General features: G+C 70.6%; 22 protein-coding genes and 1 riboswitch. Of the genes, 17 read left to right on the plus strand and 5 right to left on the minus strand.

What is annotated here, in order from left to right; all coding sequences use genetic code 11:
* Positions 1-164: 164 nt before the first annotated feature.
* The 10 genes from ACFWBW_RS24385 to ACFWBW_RS24430 all read left to right on the plus strand — a co-directional run bounded on the left by ACFWBW_RS24385 (position 165) and on the right by ACFWBW_RS24430 (position 10,763).
* Positions 165-755: a CDP-alcohol phosphatidyltransferase family protein gene (locus ACFWBW_RS24385; RefSeq protein ID WP_385375932.1), complete on the plus strand. Its 591-nt coding sequence runs from the start codon at positions 165-167 to the stop codon at positions 753-755.
* Positions 756-854: 99 nt separating this feature from the next.
* Entirely contained in the window at positions 855-3,350 is a 2,496-nt protein-coding gene (locus tag ACFWBW_RS24390; RefSeq protein WP_385375934.1) for a sugar phosphate nucleotidyltransferase, read from the plus strand.
* Positions 3,351-3,483: 133 nt separating this feature from the next.
* Entirely contained in the window at positions 3,484-4,386 is a 903-nt protein-coding gene (locus ACFWBW_RS24395) for a DUF881 domain-containing protein (RefSeq protein WP_385375937.1), read from the plus strand.
* Complete coding sequence (locus tag ACFWBW_RS24400; RefSeq protein ID WP_112452698.1) at positions 4,383-4,715, plus strand: small basic family protein; 333 nt, start codon at positions 4,383-4,385, stop codon at positions 4,713-4,715. The genes ACFWBW_RS24395 and ACFWBW_RS24400 overlap by 4 nt, the downstream gene beginning before the upstream one ends.
* A 5-nt stretch (positions 4,716-4,720) precedes the next feature.
* A complete protein-coding gene (locus ACFWBW_RS24405) occupies positions 4,721-5,614 on the plus strand; it encodes a DUF881 domain-containing protein (RefSeq protein WP_385375940.1) in 894 nt (297 codons plus the stop codon).
* 483 nt (positions 5,615-6,097) lie between these two features.
* The gene (locus ACFWBW_RS24410; RefSeq protein ID WP_274547808.1) at positions 6,098-6,637 is read left to right on the plus strand and encodes an FHA domain-containing protein; all 540 of its coding nucleotides are present in this window, start codon (positions 6,098-6,100) and stop codon (positions 6,635-6,637) included.
* 19 nt (positions 6,638-6,656) lie between these two features.
* Positions 6,657-7,430: a MerR family transcriptional regulator gene (locus tag ACFWBW_RS24415; RefSeq protein WP_385375943.1), complete on the plus strand. Its 774-nt coding sequence runs from the start codon at positions 6,657-6,659 to the stop codon at positions 7,428-7,430.
* Positions 7,431-7,549: 119 nt separating this feature from the next.
* Positions 7,550-8,023, plus strand: coding sequence for a bifunctional nuclease family protein (locus ACFWBW_RS24420; RefSeq protein ID WP_030009777.1), 474 nt, complete (start codon positions 7,550-7,552; stop codon positions 8,021-8,023).
* Positions 8,024-8,203: 180 nt separating this feature from the next.
* A complete protein-coding gene (locus ACFWBW_RS24425) occupies positions 8,204-8,860 on the plus strand; it encodes a MerR family transcriptional regulator (RefSeq protein ID WP_385375946.1) in 657 nt (218 codons plus the stop codon).
* A 133-nt stretch (positions 8,861-8,993) separates the two neighbouring features.
* The gene (locus tag ACFWBW_RS24430; RefSeq protein WP_385375949.1) at positions 8,994-10,763 is read left to right on the plus strand and encodes a DNA polymerase IV; all 1,770 of its coding nucleotides are present in this window, start codon (positions 8,994-8,996) and stop codon (positions 10,761-10,763) included.
* Positions 10,764-11,625: 862 nt separating this feature from the next.
* Here ACFWBW_RS24430 and ACFWBW_RS24435 read toward each other — a convergent pair.
* On the minus strand, positions 11,626-11,991 hold the full coding sequence (locus ACFWBW_RS24435; RefSeq protein WP_385375952.1) for a PRC-barrel domain-containing protein: 366 nt from the start codon (positions 11,989-11,991) through the stop codon (positions 11,626-11,628).
* A gap of 119 nt (positions 11,992-12,110) precedes the next feature.
* Positions 12,111-12,209, plus strand: a riboswitch (glycine riboswitch).
* Between the two features lie 198 nt (positions 12,210-12,407).
* Between ACFWBW_RS24435 and gcvP the strand changes: the two genes are divergently transcribed.
* Entirely contained in the window at positions 12,408-15,293 is a 2,886-nt protein-coding gene (gcvP, locus tag ACFWBW_RS24440; RefSeq protein WP_385375955.1) for an aminomethyl-transferring glycine dehydrogenase, read from the plus strand.
* Between the two features lie 84 nt (positions 15,294-15,377).
* Here gcvP and ACFWBW_RS24445 read toward each other — a convergent pair whose 3' ends face one another.
* On the minus strand, positions 15,378-15,584 hold the full coding sequence (locus ACFWBW_RS24445) for a DUF5999 family protein (RefSeq protein ID WP_385375958.1): 207 nt from the start codon (positions 15,582-15,584) through the stop codon (positions 15,378-15,380).
* A 269-nt stretch (positions 15,585-15,853) separates the two neighbouring features.
* Entirely contained in the window at positions 15,854-16,474 is a 621-nt protein-coding gene (locus tag ACFWBW_RS24450; protein WP_385375961.1) for a hypothetical protein, read from the minus strand.
* A gap of 512 nt (positions 16,475-16,986) precedes the next feature.
* Here ACFWBW_RS24450 and ACFWBW_RS24455 point away from each other — a divergent pair.
* A complete protein-coding gene (locus ACFWBW_RS24455; RefSeq protein WP_385375964.1) occupies positions 16,987-18,522 on the plus strand; it encodes a glutamate-cysteine ligase family protein in 1,536 nt (511 codons plus the stop codon).
* Positions 18,523-18,753: 231 nt separating this feature from the next.
* Positions 18,754-19,497 (plus strand): CPBP family intramembrane glutamic endopeptidase, encoded by a 744-nt coding sequence (locus ACFWBW_RS24460; protein WP_385376136.1) that lies wholly within the window; start codon positions 18,754-18,756, stop codon positions 19,495-19,497.
* Between the two features lie 56 nt (positions 19,498-19,553).
* Here the strand turns inward: ACFWBW_RS24460 and ACFWBW_RS24465 are convergent, their stop codons facing one another.
* Together ACFWBW_RS24465 and ACFWBW_RS24470 are read right to left on the minus strand one after the other, a co-directional pair.
* Entirely contained in the window at positions 19,554-20,372 is an 819-nt protein-coding gene (locus ACFWBW_RS24465) for a PhzF family phenazine biosynthesis protein (RefSeq protein WP_385375967.1), read from the minus strand.
* Positions 20,373-20,471: 99 nt separating this feature from the next.
* Positions 20,472-21,026 carry a DUF2199 domain-containing protein gene (locus ACFWBW_RS24470; RefSeq protein WP_385375970.1) on the minus strand — a complete coding sequence of 185 codons (555 nt, stop codon included), beginning with the start codon at positions 21,024-21,026 and terminating at the stop codon, positions 20,472-20,474.
* A gap of 301 nt (positions 21,027-21,327) precedes the next feature.
* On the opposite strand from ACFWBW_RS24470, the gene ACFWBW_RS24475 reads away from it, so the two are divergent.
* The 4 genes from ACFWBW_RS24475 (at position 21,328) to ACFWBW_RS24490 (ending at position 22,989) form a co-directional block, all read left to right on the plus strand.
* The gene (locus ACFWBW_RS24475; protein ID WP_385375972.1) at positions 21,328-21,642 is read left to right on the plus strand and encodes a hypothetical protein; all 315 of its coding nucleotides are present in this window, start codon (positions 21,328-21,330) and stop codon (positions 21,640-21,642) included.
* Positions 21,643-21,963, plus strand: a complete 321-nt coding sequence (locus tag ACFWBW_RS24480; protein ID WP_385375975.1) for a hypothetical protein — start codon at positions 21,643-21,645, stop codon at positions 21,961-21,963. It abuts the gene before it with no gap.
* Positions 21,964-22,072: 109 nt separating this feature from the next.
* Positions 22,073-22,267: a hypothetical protein gene (locus ACFWBW_RS24485; RefSeq protein WP_385375978.1), complete on the plus strand. Its 195-nt coding sequence runs from the start codon at positions 22,073-22,075 to the stop codon at positions 22,265-22,267.
* A 101-nt stretch (positions 22,268-22,368) separates the two neighbouring features.
* A complete protein-coding gene (locus ACFWBW_RS24490) occupies positions 22,369-22,989 on the plus strand; it encodes a PadR family transcriptional regulator (protein ID WP_385375981.1) in 621 nt (206 codons plus the stop codon).
* Positions 22,990-23,131: the final 142 nt, after the last annotated feature.

The raw sequence follows: 23,131 nt of genomic DNA on the forward strand, positions 1-23,131 counted from the left end.
TGGGAGAGTAGGACGCCGCCGAACAATCATTGTGGGAAAGCCCCGCACCAACCTCTTATGGGGTTCGGTGCGGGGCTTTTCTGCGTTTACGGACCGGTCCACGGGCTCCTGTAGGGTCAGGGGGCATCGTTCGACATTTCTACAGTCACAGTGGAGGCCCCCGGGTGGAGGTCCAGGAGACTCGGGTTCAGACTGACCGAATTTTCACCATTCCGAACATCCTGAGCATGGCTCGCCTCGCAGGCGTACCCCTGTTCCTGTGGCTGATCCTGGCCGAGCACGATGGCTGGGCTCTTGCCGTCCTCATGCTCAGCGGGATCAGCGACTACCTCGACGGGAAGCTGGCCCGGCGCTGGAATCAGATCAGCAGCCTCGGCCGGCTGCTGGATCCCGCCGCGGACCGGCTCTACATCCTGTCCACCCTCTTCGGTCTCACGTACCGCGAGATTCTGCCGCTCTGGCTCACCGGGGCGCTGCTCGCCCGCGAGCTGATGCTCCTGGTCATGGTCTGGATCCTGCGCCGGCACGGCTATCCGCCGCCCCAGGTCAACTTCCTCGGCAAGGCCGCGACCTTCAACCTGATGTACGCGTTCCCCTTCCTCCTGGTGAGCACCTGGACGGGCTGGTTGGCCTGGATGGGGTCAGTTTTCGGATGGGCGTTCGCCGGATGGGGTACAACCCTCTATTGGTGGGCAGGAGTCCTTTACGTGGTACAAGTCCGCCGGCTCGTGAAGGCGGACAACACGGCCGATTGAGCTCGCTCGGCGCCTGACTGACGCGGGGGAGTGGTCCAGTCACCGTCCGGGACGGGTGAGGTCGGCGATACGCCGTCTCTCAAGGAGGACTCTTCCGACATGAAGGCCGTCGTGATGGCTGGTGGCGAAGGCACTCGGCTTCGCCCCATGACCTCAAGCATGCCCAAGCCGCTCCTGCCGGTGGCGAACCGGCCGATCATGGAGCACGTGCTCAGGCTGCTCAAGCGGCATGGGCTCAACGAAACCGTGGTCACCGTGCAGTTCCTGGCGTCGCTCGTCAGGAACTACTTCGGTGACGGCGAGGAGCTCGGAATGGAGCTCACCTATGCCAACGAGGAGAAGCCACTCGGGACCGCCGGCAGCGTGAAGAACGCCGAGGAGGCTCTGAAGGACGACACCTTCCTCGTCATCTCCGGCGACGCGCTCACCGACTTCGACCTGACCGACCTGATCCGTTTCCACAAGGAGAAGGGCGGGCTCGTCACCGTGTGCCTGACCCGGGTGCCGAACCCGCTGGAGTTCGGCATCACCATCGTGGACGAGGAAGGCAAGGTCGAGCGCTTCCTGGAGAAGCCGACCTGGGGCCAGGTGTTCTCGGACACCATCAACACCGGCATCTACGTCATGGAGCCGGAGATCTTCGACTACGTGGACGCGGACGTCTCCGTGGACTGGTCCGGCGACGTCTTCCCGCAGCTGATGAAGGAAGGCCGGCCCATCTACGGCTACGTCGCCGAGGGCTACTGGGAGGACGTCGGCACCCACGAGAGCTACGTCAAGGCCCAGGCCGACGTACTCGAGGGCAAGGTCCAGGTCGACATGGACGGCTTCGAGATCTCCCCCGGCGTGTGGATCGCCGAAGGGGCCGAGGTGAGCCCCGACGCGGTGCTCCGCGGACCGCTGTACATCGGGGACTACGCCAAGGTCGAGGCCGGCGTGGAGATCCGCGAGCACACCGTCATCGGATCGAACGTCGTCGTGAAGAGCGGTGCGTTCCTGCACAAGGCCGTCGTGCACGACAACGTGTACATCGGGCCGCACAGCAACCTCCGCGGCTGTGTCATCGGCAAGAACACCGACATCATGCGGGCCGCCCGGATCGAGGACGGGGCCGTCATCGGAGACGAGTGCCTCGTCGGCGAGGAATCGATCATCCAGGGGAACGTCCGGGTCTACCCCTTCAAGACGATCGAGGCGGGCGCCTTCGTCAACACCTCGGTCATCTGGGAGTCCCGGGGGCAGGCACATCTGTTCGGCGCGCGCGGGGTCACCGGGATCCTGAATGTGGAGATCACCCCGGAGCTGGTGGTCCGGCTGGCCGGTGCCTATGCGACGACCCTGAAGAAGGGCGCGACGGTCACCACCGCCCGCGACCACTCCCGAGGCGCGCGAGCGCTCAAGAGGGCCGTGATCTCGGCGCTCCAGGCCAGCGCCATCAACGTCCGGGACCTGGAGAACGTACCGCTGCCCGTGGCGCGGCAGCAGACCGCGCGCGGCAGCGCCGGCGGGATCGTGCTTCGGACCTCGCCGGGAGTGCCCGACTCGGTCGACATCATGTTCCTCGACGAGCGGGGGGCCGACCTCTCGCTTCAGCAGCAGCGCAAACTCGACCGGGTCTACGCGCGCCAGGAGTACCGCCGGGCGTTCCCCGGCGAGATCGGCGACCTGCAGTTCCCGGGAAGCGTCTTCGACGCCTACACCGGTTCGCTGCTGCGGCGCGTGGACACCACCGGGGTCGCGGACTCCGGGCTGAAGGTGGTCGTGGACGCCTCCAACGGCAGCGCCGGGCTGGTGCTGCCCAGCCTGCTGGGCCGGCTCGGGGTGGACGCGCTCACCGTCAATCCCGGGCTCGACGAGACCAGGCCCACGGAGACCGCCGAATCGCGCCGTGCGGGGCTCGTGCGGCTCGGCGAGATCGTGGCGTCCTCGCGGGCCGCCTTCGGAGTGCGCTTCGACCCGGTGGGCGAGCGGATCTCCCTGGTGGACGAGCGCGGCCGGATCATCGAGGACGACCGGGCGCTGCTGGTGCTGCTCGACCTGGTGGCTGCCGAGAAGCGCAGCGGCAAGGTGGCGCTCCCCGTGACCACGACCCGGATCGCCGAGCAGGTGGCGGCGTACCACGGCACCCAGGTGGAGTGGACGACGACCTCGCCCGACGATCTGACCCGGGTGGGCCGGGCGGAGAACACCATCTTCGGCGGCGACGGGCGGGGCGGGTTCATCGTCCCGGAGTTCAGCAGCGTCTTCGACGGGTCGGCCGCCTTTGTGCAGTTGATCGGGCTGGTGGCGCGGACTCAGCTCACGCTGAGCCAGATCGATGCCCGGATTCCGCGGGCGCACGTGCTCAAGCGGGACGTGCCGACCCCGTGGGCGGTGAAGGGGCTCGTCATGCGGCGGGTCGTGGAGGCGGCCGGGGACCGGCAGGTGGACACCACCGACGGGGTGCGGGTCGTGGAGGCCGACGGGCGGTGGGCCCTGGTGCTGCCGGACCCCGCGGAGGCGGTCACCCACCTGTGGGCCGAGGGACCCGACGACGAGTCCGCGCAGGCGCTGCTGGACGGCTGGGCAGCGGTGGTGGACGGCGCCGGGCACTGAGTACCCCGCACGGGATGGCGTAGGCCGGAACGCGGCGGCGCAGGGCCGGAAGTCCGGTGGGGCGGGCGGGGCGAAGGTCCCGTCCCGTCCACCGGGCGTCCGCATTCGGTGGGAGCGGCGCCGACATGCGACGATGTGCGGCATGTCGCAGCCGCCCCACAACCGCAGTTCGGCACCTCCGGCGCGGCCGGACGCTTCCATGTCGCTGCTGACGCACGTGATGGACCACTCCCTCGACGAGGGCTACGCGGAGGCTTCGGCCCGGCGCGAGGCCGAGGGCACGTCCGGCCTGCCGCGGACCCTGAAGGCCAAACTGGGTCTCGCCGCCGGGCTGGTGCTCGCCGCCATGGTCGTCACCCTGGGTGCCGCGCAGGCGCGGGCGACCGCGCCGGTGCTGGCCAAGGAGCGTCAGGAACTCATCGACCGGGTCGAGCGGGCCGACGCGCACGCGGACGGTCTGGAGCGGGACATCGAGGGGCTGCGGGACACCGTCGCCGCCCGGCAGCGCGAGGCGCTCAAGCAGCACGGCGGCGAACAGGGCCAGCTCGTGGCGCTGCTGTCCGGGGCCACCGAGGTGCACGGGCCCGGGATCAAGCTGACCGTGGACGACGCGAAGGGCTCGACGACCGGAAACGGCTCCAATCCGCGCGAGAGCGCCGGATTCTCGGACACCGGGCGGCTCCGCGACCGCGATATGCAGAAGATCGTCAACGGGCTGTGGCAGTCGGGGGCGGAAGCGATCTCGATCAACGGGCAGCGGCTGACGTCCCTCTCGGCGATCCGGGCCGCGGGTGACGCGATACTGGTCGACAACAGGCCGCTGGTGCCGCCGTACGAAGTGCTGGCGATCGGCGACAAGAAGCGCCTCGGGACCGCGTTCCAGGACTCCGCGGACGGCCAGTACCTGCACGTGCTGCAGGAGAACTACGGCATCCGCTACTCCTTGTCGTCCGAGGCCGAGGTGCGTCTTCCGGCCGCGTCGAGCCTGACCGTACGTACGGCTACAGCAGCAGAGCAGCAGAAGGGTGCATCGTGATCGCGGTACTGGGCCTCGTGGTCGGAGTGGTGGTCGGACTTCTCGTCCGGCCCGAAGTGCCGGCCGTGGTGGAGCCTTATCTGCCGATCGCCGTGGTCGCGGCGCTGGACGCGGTGTTCGGAGGCCTGCGCGCGATGCTGGACGGCATCTTCGTGGACAAGGTCTTCGTGGTGTCGTTCCTGTCGAACGTGGTCGTGGCGGCGCTGATCGTCTTCCTCGGCGACAAGCTGGGGGTCGGCTCGCAGCTGTCCACGGGTGTGGTCGTCGTCCTCGGCATCCGCATCTTCTCCAACGCCGCGGCCATCCGCCGGCACGTGTTCCGGGCGTGAGGCCGATGAGTACGAACGACACCCCGCCCGAGGACCCCGGGGCCGCGGCACAGCGGCCGAAGGCACAGCCTCCGCTGGAACCGCCGGCCGGGCCCGTGGCCGAGGAGCGGGGCCGGGAGGAGAGCGCAGACGCGCCGACCGGGTACGCGCCGAACGGGACCGGGGAGAGCGGGCCCGAGCAGACCGGCCGGCAGCGGCTGGCGGCCGGTCTGTGGCCGCCGCGGGTGAGCCGTGCCCAACTGATCGTCGCGGTGCTGCTGTTCGTCCTGGGGCTCGGTCTGGCCATCCAGGTACGGTCGAACAGCGACTCCAGCGCACTGCGCGGAGCCCGTCAGGAGGACCTCGTACGGATCCTCGACGAGCTCGACGGGCGGACCAAGCGGCTGGAGGACGAGAAGCAGACGCTCGACGACCAGCGTCGGGAGCTCGAGAGCAGTTCCAACCAGGCCGAGGAGGCCCGGAAGCAGACTGTGGAGAAGGAACGCCAACTCGGGATCCTGGCCGGTACGGTGGCCGCGCAAGGGCCGGGGATCGTGCTGAAGATCACGGACCCCAAGGGCCAGGTGCAGTCGGACAAGCTGCTGGACACCCTCCAGGAGCTGCGGGCGGCCGGGGCCGAGGCGATCCAGATCAACGGGGTGCGGATCGTGGCGGACTCGTACTTCTCGGACGAGGAGGACGGGGTCGCGATCGACGGTAAGAAGATCACACAGCCCTATGAGTTCAAGGTGATCGGCAAGCCGCAGGATCTGGAGCCGGCGCTCAACATTCCCGGTGGCGTCGTCCAGTCGCTGGAGAAGGAGCAGGCGGTCGTCACCGTCACACGTCCGGCGAAGATCGTTGTGGATGCCTTGCGGGCTGCGAAGCAGCCTGACTACGCTCGGTCGTCATCGTCGTGATGCGGGAGGTGCGGGAGACCGGCTCACGCGGGCGAATGCCTGCGGGGGGTCGACGCACCGAAGTCGCGGTGCGTGGTGGAAACTGTCTGATGGTTACGGACGTTGTAAGTATGTCCGGGTCGGCAGGTGTTGCATTCGGAGTTCGTCCTGCCCCACGGGCGGGTCTGTTTCGGTCAAGGGGAATCGCCCGTGAAGTTGTTTGAGAAGTTGTTCGGCAAGAAGAACCGCGAGGAAAGCGGTGCGGCGAGGCACCGCGCGGGGCACGGAGACGTGGAAGGGCAGGGCGACCGGCCGCTCTTCCGCGACGAGGTCGCCGGAGCGGGTGACATTTCGGGCGCACACGGCGCGTCGACTGTTGACCCTGCCGGTACCGGACGCATAGGTTTCGGTGAACCATCAACCTCAAGTACGGGTGGAGGGTTTGCCCCCGACCCGTATGCCACCAATGCCTCCGCGGGGCAGCCGCGGCGCGAGGAGCCGTCCATGTCGGCCGAGCAGATTTGCAGCAGGTGCGGGCACCGCAGCGATGCGGCGAGCCGGTTCTGCTCCAACTGCGGGGCGCCGCTGCGGGCGGGTCTGACGCCGGAGCGTGCCTCGGAGACCACGTCCACCATCTCGATCTCGGGCCTGGAGGCCTACGAGGCCGAGGTGTCGGGACAGACGCACGTGTCGTCCTCGCTGTCCCCCGAGGCCCAGGCCGCGGTGGAAGCGCTGCCCCCGGGTTCCGCCCTGCTGATCGTGCGGCGCGGCCCCAACTCCGGCAGCCGGTTCCTCCTGGACGGCGAGCTGACGACCGCCGGCCGGCACCCGCAGAGCGACATCTTCCTGGACGACGTCACCGTCTCCCGGCGCCATGTCGAGTTCCGCAGGAGCCACGACGGTTTCACCGTCTCCGACGTCGGCAGCCTCAACGGCACGTACGTGAACCGTGAACCGATCGACTCCGTCGCCCTGCACAACGGCGACGAGGTGCAGATCGGCAAGTACCGGCTGGTCTTCTACGCGAGCCTGCGGGGGCACTGACCCTTCAAGGGAAGGTCCCATGCTGCGTATCCCGGCAGGCGGTGCCGCCAAGAGCGGCACCGCCACCGCCGCCTCCTCGGGCGTGCGGCTGGTGAGCATCGGAACGGTGCTCACGATGCTGCGTGACGAGTTCCCCGAAGTCACGATCTCGAAGATCCGTTTCCTGGAGGCGGAAGGGCTCGTCGAGCCCCGGCGCACACCTTCCGGATATCGCAAGTTCAGCACCGACGACGTGGAGCGTCTCGCCCACGTCCTGCGGCTCCAGCGCGACCACTACCTTCCGTTGAAGGTCATCCGCGAGCAGCTCGACGCGCTCGCGCGGGGTGAGCAGATCCGTATCCCGGCGCCCACGGCGCACGGGGAGTCCGTCGACCCCTCGAGCCCCGTCGCCCTCTACGGCGAGGTGGGCCGGGAGCGGCCGACCGTGGCCCGGGTGGGCCGGGCCGAGCTGATCGCCGCCGCGGAGGTGGACGAGGTCCAGCTCGTGGAGTGGGAGTCCTACGGGCTCATCGCGGAGGCGCCCGGCGGCGGTTTCGACGCCGAGGCCGTCACCGTGGCCCGTCTGGTGGCCGATCTCGGCCGATTCGGTCTGGAGCCGCGCCACCTGCGGGCGATGAAGGCCGCCGCCGACCGGGAGGCCGGTTTGGTGGAGCAGGTCGTCTCGCCGCTGCGCCGACATCGCAATCCGCAGACCAGGGCCCATGCCGAGGCCACCCTGAAGGAGCTCGCGGGGCTCTCCGTACGGCTGCACGAGGCCCTCGTACAAACAGCTCTCGGCGTGCGGCTGCACTGACGGCTGCACTGATCCGGAGGGGTTTTCGGGACGACTTCGGGTGACTTCGCCGGGGCTTCGGGGCAGGCTTGGGGGAGCCCGACTACCCAAACCTGCCGGGCAGGTCCTAGGGTTGCTGTGTGAACGAGCTCGACGTTGTGGGTGTCCGGGTGGAAATGCCCTCGAACCAACCGATCGTGCTCCTGCGTGAAGTGGGAGGCGACCGGTACCTCCCCATCTGGATCGGACCAGGGGAGGCGACCGCCATTGCCTTCGCGCAGCAGGGCATGGCCCCTGCCCGGCCGCTGACACACGACCTTTTCAAGGACGTGCTGGAAGCGATCGGCGAGGAGCTCACCGAAGTCCGCATCACGGATCTGCGGGAGGGCGTTTTCTACGCGGAGCTGGTCTTCGCCAGCGGAGTCGAGGTGAGCGCGCGGCCCTCCGACGCCATAGCGCTCGCCCTGCGGACCGGGACGCCGATCTACGGCAGCGACGGCGTGCTCGACGACGCCGGAATCGCGATCCCGGACGAGCAGGAGGACGAGGTGGAGAAGTTCCGCGAGTTCCTCGACCAGATCTCGCCAGAGGACTTCGGTACCGGCCCGCAGTGAGGCGCGGGTCGCGCCGTCCTCCCGGATATTTCAGCCCATTCGAGTAGCCTTTCCCCGCAATGGGGTACGGGAAACCACTCTCAGGGTGATTATCACTCGGCGTGCCGAGTGTGGCGATCGTTGACGCACCCCTGGTGACTGCCTACCTTCAAGGTGGCAGGTCAAGGACGGAGGGTCGGCGTGAGAGTCACGGGCGACGGTATGACCGGGGGCATCCCCGCACGGAGTGACGGTGGGCCGTACCCGCTGCACGGTGGTGCGGTGAACTCCGCGCGCCGTCAGCCGGAGCCCGCGCCGGTCGGTTCGATGGGGCCGGTGGGGCCCCAGGGCGGCGAGTCCGCACCCGAGCAGGTCGGATACCGAGGGCCGACGGCGTGTGCCGCGGCCGGCATCACGTACCGGCAGCTCGACTACTGGGCACGGACCGGGCTGGTGGAGCCCACGGTGCGTCCCGCCTACGGGTCGGGGACGCAGCGCCTCTACAGCTTCCGGGACGTGGTCGTCCTCAAGATCGTGAAGCGCTTCCTGGACACCGGGGTGGCGTTGCAGAACATCCGCACCGCCGTGCAGCACCTGCGTGACCGCGGTTTCTCGGACCTGGAGCGGATGACGCTGATGAGCGACGGCGCCACCGTGTACGAGTGCACCTCGCCGGATCAGGTCGTCAGCCTGCTCCAGGGCGGCCAGGGAGTCTTCGGCATCGCCGTGGGCGTGGTCTGGCGCGATGTCGAGAACGCGCTGTCGCAGCTGCACGGGGAGCGCGTGGACACGGGCGAGACGGTGGTCGGGCACAACCCGGCCGATGAGCTGGCCGCCCGGAGGAACCGGGCCGTCTGAGGCGGAGCGCGAGGGCTGAGGCGGAGCGCGGGCGCGAAGGCGCGAGGGCTGGGGGGACGGGCCGGGTGGTCCGTCCGGCTCGCCTGGCTCGGGTGCGGGCCGATTGTCAGTGGTGTAGGGCAGCATCGGGGCTGTGAGAGCCGCGCCGACCATCCTGCACCTGGACATGGACGCCTTCTACGCCTCCGTGGAGCAGGCGTCGAAGCCGAGCCTGCGCGGCAAGGCCGTCATCGTCGGCGGGCTCGGGCCGCGCGGGGTCGTGGCCACCGCCTCCTACGAGGCCAGGCGGTTCGGTGTGCATTCGGCCATGCCGATGGCCCAGGCGCGGAGGCTCTGTCCGAACGGCGCGTGCCTGGTTCCGCGCTTCAGCCTGTACCGCGAGGTCAGCGACACGGTCATGGCGATGCTCCGGGAGCTGTCCCCCCTCGTGGAGCCGCTCAGCCTGGACGAGGCCTTCGTGGACCTCGAGGCGGGCGGCGTCGCCTTCGACGCGGAGACCGCGCGGGCCGTTGGCGAGCGGCTGAGGGCCGACATCGCCGCCGCGACCGGGCTGAGCGGGTCGGTGGGGCTCGCGGGGTCCAAGATGCTCGCCAAAGTCGCCTCCGAGGAAGCCAAGCCGGCCGGGCTGCTGCTGATCGAGGTCGGCACGGAGCGGGCGCACCTCGCACCCATGTCGGTACGGACCCTGCCCGGGGTGGGGCCGGCCACGGGGGAGCACCTGCGGAGGGCCGGGATCACCACGGTGGGGGAGCTGGCGGAGGCCGGCGAGGACGAACTGGTCCGGATGGTGGGGCGCTCGCACGGGGTCGGGCTGTACCGGATGGCGTTCGGAGTGGACGAGAGGCCGGTGGTCGCCGAGCGCGATGCGAAGTCCGTGTCGGTGGAGGACACCTTCGACGTGGACCTGCACGACCGGGTGCGGATCCGCAACGAGGTGCACCGGCTCTCCGACCGGTGCGTGGAGCGGCTGCGCGGGTCGGGGCACTCGGGGCGGACCATCGTGCTCAAGGTTCGGCGGTACGACTTCTCCACGCTGACCCGCTCCGAGACCCTGCGCGGGCCCACGGACGACCCCGCGGTGGTGCGGGAGGCGGCGGCGCGGCTGCTGGAGGCCGTGGACACCACGGGCGGGGTGCGGCTGCTGGGGGTGGGGGTGACGGGGCTGGCGGACTACACGCAGGAGGACCTGTTCGCCTTCGCCGACGCGATGGCTGCGCGGGCGGAGGTGGGTGGCGGCGGCGCCGCTTCCGGGGGCGAGGGGGATGCCCTTGCTGTTGCCGCGGGGGCGGGGCGGCAGGCTGCCGACGCCGGCGGGGGGCCGGAGGTACCGGGGCCGGCCCTGGGCGAGGGTGCCGAGCGGGGGCCCCGGCCCGGGCCGGACGAGGGTGCCGGGCAGGGCCGGGGCGGGGCCGCTGACGCCCTCGCCGCCGGGGCGGGGCCGGACGTGGGCGCCGGGCAGAGTCAGGCTGCCGGGCATGAGCTGGACCAAGGGCAGAGCCAGGGGGCTGGGGCAGGGCAGCTTGAGGCTGCTGGGCAGGATCAGGTCTCCCAGCAGGGTCAGGGGCGGGGGGCTGGGCACGGGCAGGGGGAGGTCGCCGGGCCGGCGCAGGGGGCCGTGCAGGGGCAGGGGGCTGCGCCGGCGCTCGGGGGTGCGGGCGGTGTCGACGGTGTGGTTGAGCGGCGGTGGGCGGCCGGGAGCGATGTGCGGCATGCGGAGTACGGGCCCGGGTGGGTGCAGGGCAGTGGGGTCGGGCGGGTGACCGTACGGTTCGAGCAGCCCGGATCCGAGCCGGGGCGGGTGCGGACGTTCCTGGTGGACGACCCCGAGCTGGAGCCGTCCGATCCGATGCCGCTGGTCGGGGACCGGGTCGTGGGGGTCGGGGGCTCGACGGCTCTGGAGTGAGGCCGGCTGCGGGGCCACGCTGTCTCGCCGCGCCGCGCCGCGCCGCGCCTGGCCTGGCCTGGCCTGGCCTGGCCTGGCCTGGCCTGGCCTGGCTGGGCCGGGCTGGGTGTCCGGGTGTGCCCGGGGACTGTTTGCCGCTGCCGCTGCCGCTGCCGCTGCCGCTGCCGCTGCCGCTGCCGCTGCCGCTGCCGCTGCCGCTGCCGCTGCCGCTGCCGCTGCCGCTGCCGGGACTGCTGGGCCCGGGCCCGGGCCGGGGGCGTCCCTGTGCTGTCCCCGGCGCCCCGCGTTCAGCCACCGCGCCCCCGGAGCGAGAGCCCCGGGTCAGGGGCCTGGGGGCCGGGCAGCAAGCCGCTGCCTCGCAAGGTCCCCGCTGCCTGCTATCGGCCGGCCGGGCGCCGTGAGAGGTGTCGAGTGCCTGCAATCCGCTGCCTGTGGGGAGGTGCCGGGGCCGCCGGGCCGGGGTTGGCGGTGTCCCTGTGCCGTCCCCGGCGCCCGCCTCCAGCCGCTGCGCCCTGCAGCGAGAGCTCTGGGGCCAGGGGCGTGGGGGCTGGGCAGCCAGCCGCTGCCTGGTGCTGGTGCCCGGGGCGGGATCTCCGCTGCCTAATGCCGACCCGTCGGGTATCACCGGGTGCTGCGCGTACGCGCGCTGCTGGGTGGCGGCTGCCCCGTGAGGGCATTGAGTACCCGCTGCCCGCTGCCCGCTGCCCGCTGCCCGCTGCCCGCTGCCCGCTGCCCGCTGCCCGCTGCCCGCTGCCCGGTGGCCGGGGGCCGGTGTGCGTCGGGTGGCGGTCGCCGCTGTCGTGGGCGCGGCTGGAGCGCGTTGTCTGCCGGTGGGTGGTCGGGTGGGCAGCGGGTGTGGGGGTCAGGGGGTGTCGGGGGATTTGTGGCCGAAGTCGTGCTGGAAGTCGGACGGGAGGGCCAGGTCCAGGCCGTAGTGGTGGTAGAGCTGCAGCTCCTGTTCGGGGGAGAGGTGGCGGCCGACTCCGAAGTCGGGGGCGTCCTTGATGAGGGAGCGTTCGAAGGGCACGCGCAGGGTGTCGCCCACCATCTCGCTGGGCTCCAGCGGGACGAAGGCGTCCCGGCTGAAGAGTCCGGTGCGTACGGCGGCCCATTCCGGGACGCCCGTGGCGTCGTCGAGGTAGACCTCGTCGACGGTGCCGATCTTGGTGCCATTGCGGTCGAACGCCTTGCGGCCGATCAGGCTGCGGGGATCGATGTCGGTCTGCACGGTCCGGTCCCTCCATTTGGGCGTAAATCCTCCGTAAGCACTACAAAAGTGCATTTCCGGAGAGGGGGCCACTCGAGGGAGGTGCCCAGATCCTCGCTGGTAGGCTGGGTGACGGCTGTTGACCCTGTGCGGGAGAGTCCTCCGAGTGAGTGAGACGGAGGCGCCGAAGGAGCAAATCCTCCCCGGAATCTCTCAGGCATACGTACCGCACGTGGTGAGGCCACTCTGGAAAGCAGGTGTGGGTACCGGGCGCGCAGTGCCGGTCCCTCTCCTCACCGACGGTGAAAGCCGGATCTCGTGGGCGATCCCCGCGCGGCCCGGTGAAGCTCTCAGGTTGTGATGACAGAGGGGGAGGCCGTCCGGGTGCCCGCGCCGTGGTGCCCCTCGCAGGTCGTACGACCAGGAGGCCTCCGTACATGACCGCCAACCGCATTTCGCTCTCCCAGCTGGAGCGAGGCATCCCCTTCGAGCAGCGCCACATCGGCCCGGATGCCGAGGCGCAGGCGAAGATGCTCGCTCAGGTGGGCTACGGCTCCCTCGACGAGCTCACCGCCGCCGCGGTGCCGGATGTGATCAAGACCACTGCCGCGCTGAACCTGCCCGAGGCGCGGACCGAGGCCGAGGTGCTCGCCGAGCTGCGTCAGCTCGCCGACCGCAACCAGGTCCTCTCGTCCATGATCGGGCTGGGTTACTACGGCACCTTCACGCCGCCGGTGATCCTGCGCAACGTCATGGAGAACCCGTCCTGGTACACGGCGTACACGCCCTACCAGCCGGAGATCTCCCAGGGCCGCCTCGAGGCCCTGCTGAACTTCCAGACCGTCGTCGCCGAGCTGACCGGCCTGCCGACCTCCGGTGCCTCCCTGCTCGACGAGGGCACCGCGGCCGCCGAGGCCATGACCCTGGCCCGCCGCGTGGGCAAGGCCAAGGGCAACGTCTTCCTCGTCGACGCCGACGCGCTGCCGCAGACCATCGCGGTGATCCAGACCCGTGCCGAGCCGATCGGCATCGAGGTCGTCGTCGCGGACCTGTCCGAGGGGATTCCGGCCGAGATCGCCGAGCGCGGCGTCTACGGCGTGCTCGTGCAGTACCCGGGTGCCTCCGGCGCCGTGCGGGAGATCAAGCCGGTCATCGAGCAGGCGCACGCGCTCGGCGCGATCGTCGCCGTCTCCGCGGACCTGCTCGCCCTGACCCTGCTGACCTCCCCGGGTGAGCTGGGCGCGGACATCGCGGTCGGCACCACCCAGCGCTTCGGCGTCCCGATGGGCTTCGGCGGACCGCACGCCGGCTACATGGCCGTCCAGGCCAAGCACGCCCGCTCGCTGCCCGGCCGCCTCGTCGGCGTCTCCGTGGACGCGGACGGCAACAAGGCCTACCGTCTGGCGCTGCAGACCCGTGAGCAGCACATCCGCCGCGAGAAGGCCACCAGCAACATCTGCACCGCGCAGGTGCTCCTCGCCGTCATGGCCGGCATGTACGCCGTCTACCACGGCCCGGACGGGCTGCGGACGATCGCCCGCCGCACCCACCGCTACGCTGCCCTGCTCGCCGCCGGTCTGACGGCCGGCGGGGTCGAGGTCGTGCACGGCGCCTACTTCGACACCATCACCGCGCGGGTCCCGGGCCGGGCCGCCGAGGTCGTGTCCGCGGCCCGCGAGGGCGGGGTCAACCTCTACCAGGTCGACGCCGACCTGGTCTCCGCCGCCTGTGACGAGACCACCCTGCGCGCCGACGTCGAAGCGGTGTGGGCGGCCTTCGGGGTCACCGCCGACCTGGAGGCGCTCGACGCCACCACGGCCGACGCGCTTCCCGAGGGGCTGCTGCGCGCGGACGCGTACCTGACCCACCCGGTCTTCCACCAGCACCGGTCCGAGACGGCGATGCTGCGCTACCTGCGCAAGCTCTCGGACAAGGACTACGCGCTGGACCGCGGCATGATCCCGCTGGGCTCCTGCACCATGAAGCTCAACGCGACCACCGAAATGGAGTCGGTCACCTGGCCGGAATTCGGCCAGTTGCACCCGTTCGCCCCGGTCGAGCAGGCCGAGGGGTACCTCACGCTCATCACCGAGCTGGAGGAACGTCTCTGCGAGGTCACCGGCTACGACAAGGTCTCCATTCAGCCGAACGCCGGCTCCCAGGGTGAGCTCGCCGGCCTGCTGGCCGTCCGCGCCTACCACCGGGCGAACGGCAACGAGCAGCGCACCGTCTGTCTCATCCCGTCCTCCGCGCACGGCACCAACGCCGCGAGCGCCGTGATGGCCGGCATGAAGGTGGTCGTGGTCAAGACCGCCGACGACGGCGAGGTGGACGCGGACGACCTGCGCGCCAAGATCGAGCAGTACCGCGACGAGCTCGCCGTGCTGATGATCACGTACCCCTCCACGCACGGTGTGTTCGAGGAGCACGTCGCCGACATCTGCGCCCAGGTGCACGACGCCGGCGGCCAGGTCTACGTGGACGGTGCCAACCTCAACGCCCTGGTGGGCCTGGCCAAGCCGGGTCACTTCGGCGGCGACGTCTCGCACCTGAACCTGCACAAGACCTTCTGCATCCCGCACGGCGGCGGCGGCCCGGGCGTCGGCCCGGTCGGTGTCCGGGCGCACCTGGCCCCGTACCTGCCCAACCACCCGCTGCAGCCGACCGCCGGTCCGGAGACGGGCGTCGGCCCGATCTCGGCCGCTCCGTGGGGCTCGGCGGGCATTCTGCCGATCTCCTGGTCGTACGTGCGCCTGATGGGCGGCGAGGGCCTCAAGCGCGCCACCCAGGTGGCGGTGCTCGGCGCCAACTACATCGCCAAGCGCCTGGAGCCGCACTACCCGGTGCTCTACACCGGCCCGGGCAACCTGGTCGCGCACGAGTGCATCATCGACATGCGCCCCCTGTCGAAGGCGACGGGCGTGAGCATCGACGACATCGCCAAGCGCCTGATCGACTACGGGTTCCACGCGCCGACCATGTCCTTCCCGGTCGCCGGCACGCTCATGATCGAGCCGACGGAGTCCGAGGACCTCGCCGAGATCGACCGTTTCTGCGACGCGATGATCGCCATCCGCGCCGAGATCGAGCGGGTCGCGGGCGGCGAGTGGCCGGTGGACGACAACCCGCTGGCCAACTCCCCGCACACGGCGGCGGCGCTGGGCGGCGAGTGGAACCACCCGTACACCCGCGACGAGGCCGTCTTCCCGGGCGGGGTGTCGGCCGCGGAGAAGTACTGGCCGCCGGTGCGCCGCATCGACGGTGCCTTCGGCGACCGGAACCTGGTGTGCTCCTGCCCGCCGCTGGACGAGTACGACAACTGATCCGGTGGCGTGACGAAGTGACGTGACGAAGGGGCCGGTCCGGGAGTTCGCTCCTGGGCCGGCCCCTTTCGTTCGCGTCGTCGGCTAGGCCGCCTTCATCACCTGCGTCGCCGCGAGCACGCGGTGCGGGGCGATGATCTGGCCGTCCGGCAGCAGCTCACCGGTGTCCTCGAACAGCAGGACGCCGTTGCACAGCAGGCTCCAGCCCTGTTCCGGGTGAACGGCCACGGGGTGCGCGGCCTCCCGGTCGGCGGAGTCGGCGGTCGGGCATGCTGGCTTGTGCTGGCACATGGATGCGTTCTTTCGCTGCGGTGTGGTCTGTGTGCTGCGGCTCGATGCGTTGGTCATGGCCGCCCCCCGTATCAACGATTTGGCTCGGTCAGGGTCCCCAGTGTTCCCCCACGGCACCGGGTCCGCAGGGATTTCCCGGCAGCTGTCCTCATAGATTGATGACGCATCACCCGTGCGGGCGGTTCAGGTCAACTCCCCTGTCATTTCGGATGGTTCGCTGGGGGCCCGAGTGGGCTAGGCCGAATGGGCAGAACCGGCCAGGGGCCGGATCAGGCGGCCGGCGCGGCCATGGAGGGCGGGACCGGGGGAGCCGTCGGCGTGAGCCGATGGGTCAGTACGGGCAGCAGTTCGGAGACGGGATGCGGCCGGTAGGCGGCGATGCCGGGCGGGGCGGGCGCCAGCGGGACCAGGAGGTCGGCGGCGGCGGGCAGTCCGGCGGAGGCGTCGGTGCCCACCGATCCGTGCAGCCACAGGGTCAGCATGTACAGCTCCGGTACGGACAGCAGCCGCGGCTGGTAGTTCTTGCCGAGCGATTCGGCCTGGCGCAGGGCGCGTTCGGTGGCGGCGACGTAGGGGCCCTCGAAGAAGTGGGAGAAGGCCCACCCGTCGGGGGTCAGCCGGGTGTCGGCCGCCGCGACGTAGCGGTCCCCGTTGCGGATCAGGAACCGCCAGCCGGTCAGCCGGGTGCGCGGCGGCCTGCCGCCGGCGGCCAGGCCGGAGACGTGCAGCCGGTCCAGGACGTGGACGGGCAGAGGCAGTTCGGCGGTCATCGGTCCCTGGAGGGCGCGCAGGGCCGGAGTGTGCGCCTCGTGGACGGCGGTGGGGGAACCGAGGGCCGCGAGGACGCAGCGCAGGGCGGGCGCGGGAGCCGGAGGGACGTGCAGCGGCATGGTGGGTCGCCTCTCACTTGGGAGACCTGTGGAACGGGGCGGGTGCGGGGTGCGGACGGCGCTGTCGCATTCTGGGGTCAGAGGGGGGCTGAGGGGCAATGGCCGCGCGCCAACTCTCTGCCTCGCATGCGGAGTTTATCTGACATGTGTTCACGTAGTGTTTCGGCTAGCTGTCCCGCCTATTGCCGACAAGGCGCTTACCGGTCCCGCTGACGTGGCATTCATGCCGGGAGCACGCAAAAGTTCCGCGCTGACCTCGGAGGTTACCGGATGAGGGCTCGGCTGAAAAGCGTCGGTTATCGATAACCGGCAAGGTCTACGCTGTATTTGCGCAAGGGTCCTTGCCAGGTGAATGTGCCAAAGCGCCTGTCGGCCAAACCGGCGCGCGCTCCCCGCCAGTCACGCCCCTTCCGCGTTATCGATCACGCCGCCGGGGCATCATCGACCGTAACGCGCGCCCGGACGGCGGATCCATTCCACGCCGGCGGGCCCAGTCGAGGAGGGACGCTCCGATGGGGGAGAAGGTCGTGGCGGGCGGATTCGACCTGTCCGATCGGCAACGGTACCGGAGGAAGCTGCACGAGTGCCTGGAGGTACTGGAGCGACTTCTGGAGGAGAAGAGGTTCGATCGCCCCAAGAACATGATGGGGCTGGAGATCGAGTTGAATCTCGCAGGTGCCGACGGGTTGCCGAGAATGGTGAATGCGCAGGTCCTCGAGCGTATTGCGAGCAACGATTTCCAGACCGAACTGGGAATGTTCAACCTGGAGGTGAACGTCCTCCCGCACCGGCTCGGCGGCCGGGTATTCGACCAGCTCGCCGAGGAACTGAGCGCGGGTCTCGGCTATGCCCACCGGCAGGCTCAGGAGGTCGGCGCCGGTGTGGTCATGATCGGAATCCTGCCGACGATCTCCCGCACCGACCTGGTCACCGCCAACCTCTCGGCGGTGGACCGCTACTCCCTGCTCAACGAGCAGATCCTGATGATGCGGGGCGAGGACTTCGTGCTCGACATCGACGGGGTCGAGCGGCTGACCTGGACCTCCGGGTCGATCGTTCCCGAGGCCGCCTGCACCTCCGTACAACTGCACCTGCAGGTGACCCCGGCCCGGTTCGCGGACGTGTGGAACGCGGCCCAGGCCGTGGCGGCCGTACAGATAGCCGTCGGCGCCAACTCGCCCTTCCTGTTCGGGCGGGAGCTGTGGCGGGAGTCGCGGCCGCCGCTCTTCCAGCAGGCCACCGACACCCGGCCGCCCGAGCTCCAGGCACAGGGGGTGCGCCCGCGCACCTGGTTCGGCGAGCGGTGGGTGGACTCGGCGTACGAACTCTTCGCCGAGAACGTCCGCTACTTCCCGGCGCTGCTGCCGATCTGCGACGAGGAGGAGCCGCTGCGGGTGCTCGCCGAGGGAGGGGTGCCGAGCCTGCAGGAGCTGGTGCTGCACAACGGCACCGTCTACCGCTGGAACCGGCCCGTCTACGGGGTCGCCGACGGGGTGCCGCACCTGCGCGTGGAGAACAGGGTCCTGCCCGCGGGGCCGACGGTGGCCGACGTCGTCGCCAACGCGGCCTTCTACTACGGGCTCGTACGGACGCTCGCGGACGAGCAGCGCCCGGTGTGGAGCCGGCTGCCCTTCGCGGAGGCGGAGGCCAACTTCGACGCGGCGTGCCGCTACGGCATCGACGCCCGGCTGCGCTGGCCGCGCCGGGGCCGGGGCGGGGGACTGGCCAGTGTGCCCGCGGTCCGGCTGGTGCTGGAGGAGCTGCTGCCCATGGCGGCCGCCGGACTGGACGCGTGGGGCATCGAGCCCGCCGACCGGGACCACTACCTCGGCATCATCGAGGAGCGGTGCCGGCGCCGGGTCAACGGAGCCACCTGGCAGGTGGACACGTACCACCGGGCGCTCGCGGACGGGCTGGAGCGGGATGCGGCGCTGGCCGCGACCACGCGCCGCTACAGCGAGCTCAGTCACCACGGCGACCCCGTGCACACCTGGCCGGTGGGTCTGGGGGGTGGTACCGCGACGGCCGGACCGGCGGCCGCGGGTTGATTCCGGGCTGATCCCGGACTGATTCCCGGTTCCGCCCGGTCCCGCCTGGTCCCGCCCTGTGATCCCTTTGCCCCGTGGAGGAGGCAGTATGGGGTGATCGGGGCGGGACGCTCCGCGAGATGTCGCCGCCGGGATGTCACGGCGGTGGCGGGACGGGAGACGGGCGTGCGCACGGAGCCGGAACCGGTGGTCGGGGAGCTCGAACTCGGCGAGGGCTCGAAGGAGCGCAGGATGCTGCGCTCCGAGACGCTGCTCGTGCTCGCGCTGTCCCTGGGGGCGAGCGGCGTCTCGGCGCTGATCAGCTTCATCGGCTCGCTGACCAAGCCGGGCGGGCTCAAGGACCAGGCCGCCACGCTCAACGGCTCGTACGCCCCCGGGCGGCCCTGGCTGGACCTGGCCTGGCAGCTGTTCGGCATCGCGAGCGCCCTCGTACCCGTCCTGCTCGTCGCGCACCTGCTGACCCGCGAGGGCGCGCCCGGGCTGAAGGTGCTGGGCTTCGACCGCACCCGGCCCTGGTGGGACCTGGGCCGGGGCGCGCTCGTCGCCGCCGGCATCGGCAGCGCGGGACTGGCCTTCTACCTGGGGGCGCGGGCCACCGGCTTCAACCTCACCGTGGTGCCGGAGGCGCTGCCCGATGTGTGGTGGAAGTTCCCCGTGCTGATCCTCTCCGCGGTGCAGAACTCCGTGGTGGAGGAGGTCATCGTGCTGGCCTACCTGCTGCGCCGGCTCGACCAGCTCGGCTGGTCGCCGATGGCCGCGCTGATGGCCAGCTCCGTGCTGCGCGGCTCGTACCACCTCTACCAGGGCATCGGCGGATTCATCGGCAACGTGGTGATGGGCGTGGTCTTCGTCCTCGCCTACCGGCGCTGGGGCCGCGTGGGGCCGCTGGTCGTCGCGCACGCACTGCTCGACATCGTGGCCTTCGGCGGGTACGCCCTGCTGGCGGGCAAGGTGGGCTGGCTGCCCACCCCGTAGGACCCCAGCCCGTAGCCCCCGTAGGACCCCACCGCGTAGGCCAAGCGCCCGGACGCCTACGGTGCGCTGAGCAGCTCGCCGTCGACGACCGTGACCGCGCGCCCGATCAGCAGCGTACGGTCGCCCTGCAGCCGGACCTGGACGAGGCCGGTGCGGGCTCCGCCCTGGAGGCCGACCAGCTCGGTGCGGCCCAGCCGCCCCGCCCAGAAGGGGGCCAGCGCGGTGTGCGCGCTGCCGGTCACCGGGTCCTCGTCGATGCCGACGGCCGGGAAGAAGCCGCGCGAGACGAAGTCGTAGCCGCGGGAGGGGTCCTCGGCCGCCGCGGTCACGATGATCCCGCGCCGGGAGTAGCTGCGCAGGGCGGCATGGTCCGGGGTGAGTTCCCGTACGGTCCGCTCGTCGGCCAGCTCCACCACGAGGTCCCCGATGTGCTCGGAGGTGTCGTGGACCGACTTGGCCGTGGCGCCCAGCGCGCGCTCCACGGCGGCCTCCGGCTCGACCTCGGTCAGGGAGGAGGTCGGGAAGTCCATGACGAGGGTCCCGTCCCCGTCGGCCGTGACCTTCAGGATTCCGCAGCGCGCCGCGAAGCGGACCGTCCCGGCCGCCAGGCCGTCGGCGGCCAGGACGTGGGCGGTGGCCAGGGTCGCGTGGCCGCACATGTCGACCTCGGCGGTCGGGGTGAACCAGCGCAGCGCCCAGTCCGCCTCGCCGCCGGGCGGGAGCGGGTGGGCGAAGGCGGTCTCGGAGAGGTTGACCTCGGCGGCGACCTGCTGGAGCCAGGCGTCCGGGGGGAACCCGCCTTCGAGGAGCAGGACCCCGGCGGGGTTGCCGCCGAAGGGGCGGTCGGTGAAGGCGTCGACGATTCGGATGCGCATGTCATCGACCGTAGGGACGCGGCAGAGCCGCCCGCAAAGGCCAATCCGGGATGACTGGACTGCTATCAGCTATCAGCTATCAGCCATCAGTCATCGTCATCAGCCCGTGTGCCCGGCTGCCTCTCCCTTGATCGATGCCGGCGATGACGCCGGGTGCAGTACAGCCATGGCGATCTCGCGCACGCGGTCCAGCGTGATTCCGGTGCGCTGTTCGACGGCGAGCGGGTGGTCGGTGGGCTCCAGCTCGATGAGCGGCCTCTTGCCGACCGGCCGCGTGTGGGCGTTGGTCTTCAAGTCGGTGGTGCTCTCCGAGCAGAGCGCGAGATCGGTGCTGAGCCAGCCGAAGTACGGCTTCTCCGCCTCGCGGCCCTCCGTGTTCCAGATCTCAAGAGCACGGGCGAAGTTCTCCTTGCTCAGGGAGACCCAGACGCCCCACGAGAAGACGTCCTCGCTGCCGATCACGGGTATCTCGATCAGACCCCTGATGAAGAAGTGCTGGCCCTTGATCACGCACTGGTCGGACGACAGCATGCTCGCCGGATCGTTCTCGAAGCCGGGTTCCCAGGCATCGGGGGCCATGGCCGAGTAGGTCATGGGGAGCTCTGCGTGGTGGTCGCCGCAGCATGAGCAGGTGAAGCCGGGATCGTTAGACATGGCGTGAGCCTAGCGACCAACTGCACCGGCGGTGCCCGGGCCGCCGAGGACCTGCTGATGTCCCGTCTCACCGAAGGTTGGTCATGACGCGCTGTCGCCTGTGGTTCCCATCCTCGAGAAGGTGCGGCTCGCTGTGGCCTTACGAACTCCTTTGCAGGCTCCTGCCTTTGAGTCATGGAGACTCGGCATCCCGGCCCGCTTGCGGAAGTTGTGCGCTGGCCGCTCTGGTGGCCGCCGTGGTCTCGGGGAACTCACTCTTCTGGGGCAGCTTCTGGGTCCTGCCGGCGCTCACGTGGTCGCAGTGATCGTGCTCACCGTGGCCATGATGTACGTCACGGTCTCCCTGACGGTGCGGTGGGTCGAGCTCCGCCCCCTGGGAACGCCGGCCCAGGTCGTGATCGCCCGCTTTATGCGTTCGTCGACCATGGCGACGGCTGATCTGCAGCGAGTCGTCGTCATCGAGCGACTCGGTCTGGGACAGCGACATTCGATCAAGGTGGTGTTGCACACCCGCAGCGAGACGGTGGAGTGCGAACCGGCGAGGTCCGCACCGCTCTCTCGGGTCGACGCACAGGCGCTGACCGCCTGGTTGACCGAGCAACTCGGCCAGGTGTAGGTGGCGGTTGAGCGTCAGACGGAGGTCAAGCGAGACTTCCTGCGTCCGGACGGGTGGTGGACCCGGCCCCACACCGCCGAGCTGTGGCGGGTACCCGTCGGCGAGGTCGACGGCATGGCCGCCCAACGCGGCGTCGAAAGCCATCGGTACACGCCCCGGGTAAACGCGATGTACAGCCCTGGCACTTCGGTCACCGTCTACGATCCGGGCCGGGCCTACGACGTCGCCGAAGAACTCCGCGCGGAACGAGCCGCGGGCCAGGCCGCCGACAGTATGGCCGCCCCCGGCCCGGCCGAGGACGAAGCGACTGATTCCCGCTGACTCGGTCGGGCCGGTCCTGACCCGGCTCGGAGGCTGCACTCCATGAGCGGGCGGATGGCATCGCCCGCGTGGTGACGAAACCCGTCGGAGCCAACCCGTAATCCCCTCCGTGAGTCCGCAGCGGCTCGGCGACGAGGTCCGTGCCGCCCTCGACGCGGCGATCGCGCCGGCCGCACGGCTCGCCCTGGCCCTGGCCGCCGTCCACGCCGGCCCGCTTGGCGACCTCACCCGCCAGGCGCGGCCGGACCGCGACGCCGGAGCGGCCTCCGCATGGACCGTCGGGTCTGGTGAGGGTGTTCGTTGAGAGAGTTTCCGATATATCGTTGACGCATCGCGATGGGTCAGCGATAGTGGAGGCATCGCAACAGCGACAACGAGAAACCGAATGACGAAAGGAGCGCAGTCATGCGTTCACACGGACAGCACGGACACGACCACGGACATGAGCACGGACGGGGTCACGGCCACTGCGGGCCGGACCGTCGGGAGGAGTTCCAGGGGCGGCGCGCCGCCTTCGGGCCGTTCGGGCCGCCCTTCGGCGGCGGGCCCTTCGGTGGGCGCGGCGGGCGCGGCGGACCGCGCGGGCGGGCCCGGCGGGGTGATGTGCGCGCCTCGATCCTGGCGCTGCTCACCGACCGGCCCATGCACGGCTACGAGATGATCCAGGAGATCGGCGAGCGCAGCGGCGGGGCGTGGAAGCCCAGCCCGGGGTCGGTCTACCCGACCCTGCAGCTCTTGGAGGACGAGGGCCTCATCACCAGCGAGAGCGAGGGCGGCAAGAAGCTGTTCACGCTCACCGACGCCGGCCGCACCGAGGCCGAGTCCGGCCCGGACGCCCCCTGGGAAGAGGCCGGCCGCGGCTTCGACTTCGAGGCGCTGAACGAGGTCCGGACGGCCGGATTCGGTCTGATGGAGGCCTACGGCCAGGTCTTCAAGACCGGTACTCCCGCGCAGCGGGAGAAGGCCCTCGCCGTCATCAACGACGCCCGCAAGAAGCTCTACCTGATCCTGGCCGACGAGCACTGAGTGCCGGTCGGCGGGACCTCCCGCACACGCACATGACGGTGCGCCCCCCGAAGACTCCCCCGGGGGGCCCCATCCCCTTGGGGTGTTTTCGTTCTCCCCTTTTTTCTCTCCCCCCCCCCGACAGACCGCCTTTTTCTCCGAA

It is taken from the genome of Streptomyces sp. NPDC059957 (assembly GCF_042730015.1).
Classification (GTDB): domain Bacteria; phylum Actinomycetota; class Actinomycetes; order Streptomycetales; family Streptomycetaceae; genus Streptomyces.

Bases quoted from the DNA above. Each gene is read 5' to 3' on its own strand.
- ACFWBW_RS24415 (WP_385375943.1), top strand. From the start codon at position 6,657: ATGCTGCGTATCCCGGCAGGCGGTGCCGCCAAGAGCGGCACCGCCACC.
- ACFWBW_RS24465 (WP_385375967.1), bottom strand. From the start codon at position 20,372: ATGCGCATCCGAATCGTCGACGCCTTCACCGACCGCCCCTTCGGCGGC.
- ACFWBW_RS24395 (WP_385375937.1), top strand. From the start codon at position 3,484: ATGTGCGGCATGTCGCAGCCGCCCCACAACCGCAGTTCGGCACCTCCG.
- ACFWBW_RS24460 (WP_385376136.1), top strand. From the start codon at position 18,754: ATGCTGCGCTCCGAGACGCTGCTCGTGCTCGCGCTGTCCCTGGGGGCG.
- ACFWBW_RS24405 (WP_385375940.1), top strand. From the start codon at position 4,721: ATGAGTACGAACGACACCCCGCCCGAGGACCCCGGGGCCGCGGCACAG.
- ACFWBW_RS24390 (WP_385375934.1), top strand. From the start codon at position 855: ATGAAGGCCGTCGTGATGGCTGGTGGCGAAGGCACTCGGCTTCGCCCC.
- ACFWBW_RS24410 (WP_274547808.1), top strand. From the start codon at position 6,098: ATGTCGGCCGAGCAGATTTGCAGCAGGTGCGGGCACCGCAGCGATGCG.
- ACFWBW_RS24455 (WP_385375964.1), top strand. From the start codon at position 16,987: ATGGGGGAGAAGGTCGTGGCGGGCGGATTCGACCTGTCCGATCGGCAA.
- ACFWBW_RS24490 (WP_385375981.1), top strand. From the start codon at position 22,369: ATGCGTTCACACGGACAGCACGGACACGACCACGGACATGAGCACGGA.
- gcvP (WP_385375955.1), top strand. From the start codon at position 12,408: ATGACCGCCAACCGCATTTCGCTCTCCCAGCTGGAGCGAGGCATCCCC.
- ACFWBW_RS24470 (WP_385375970.1), bottom strand. From the start codon at position 21,026: ATGTCTAACGATCCCGGCTTCACCTGCTCATGCTGCGGCGACCACCAC.
- ACFWBW_RS24445 (WP_385375958.1), bottom strand. From the start codon at position 15,584: ATGTGCCAGCACAAGCCAGCATGCCCGACCGCCGACTCCGCCGACCGG.
- ACFWBW_RS24450 (WP_385375961.1), bottom strand. From the start codon at position 16,474: ATGCCGCTGCACGTCCCTCCGGCTCCCGCGCCCGCCCTGCGCTGCGTC.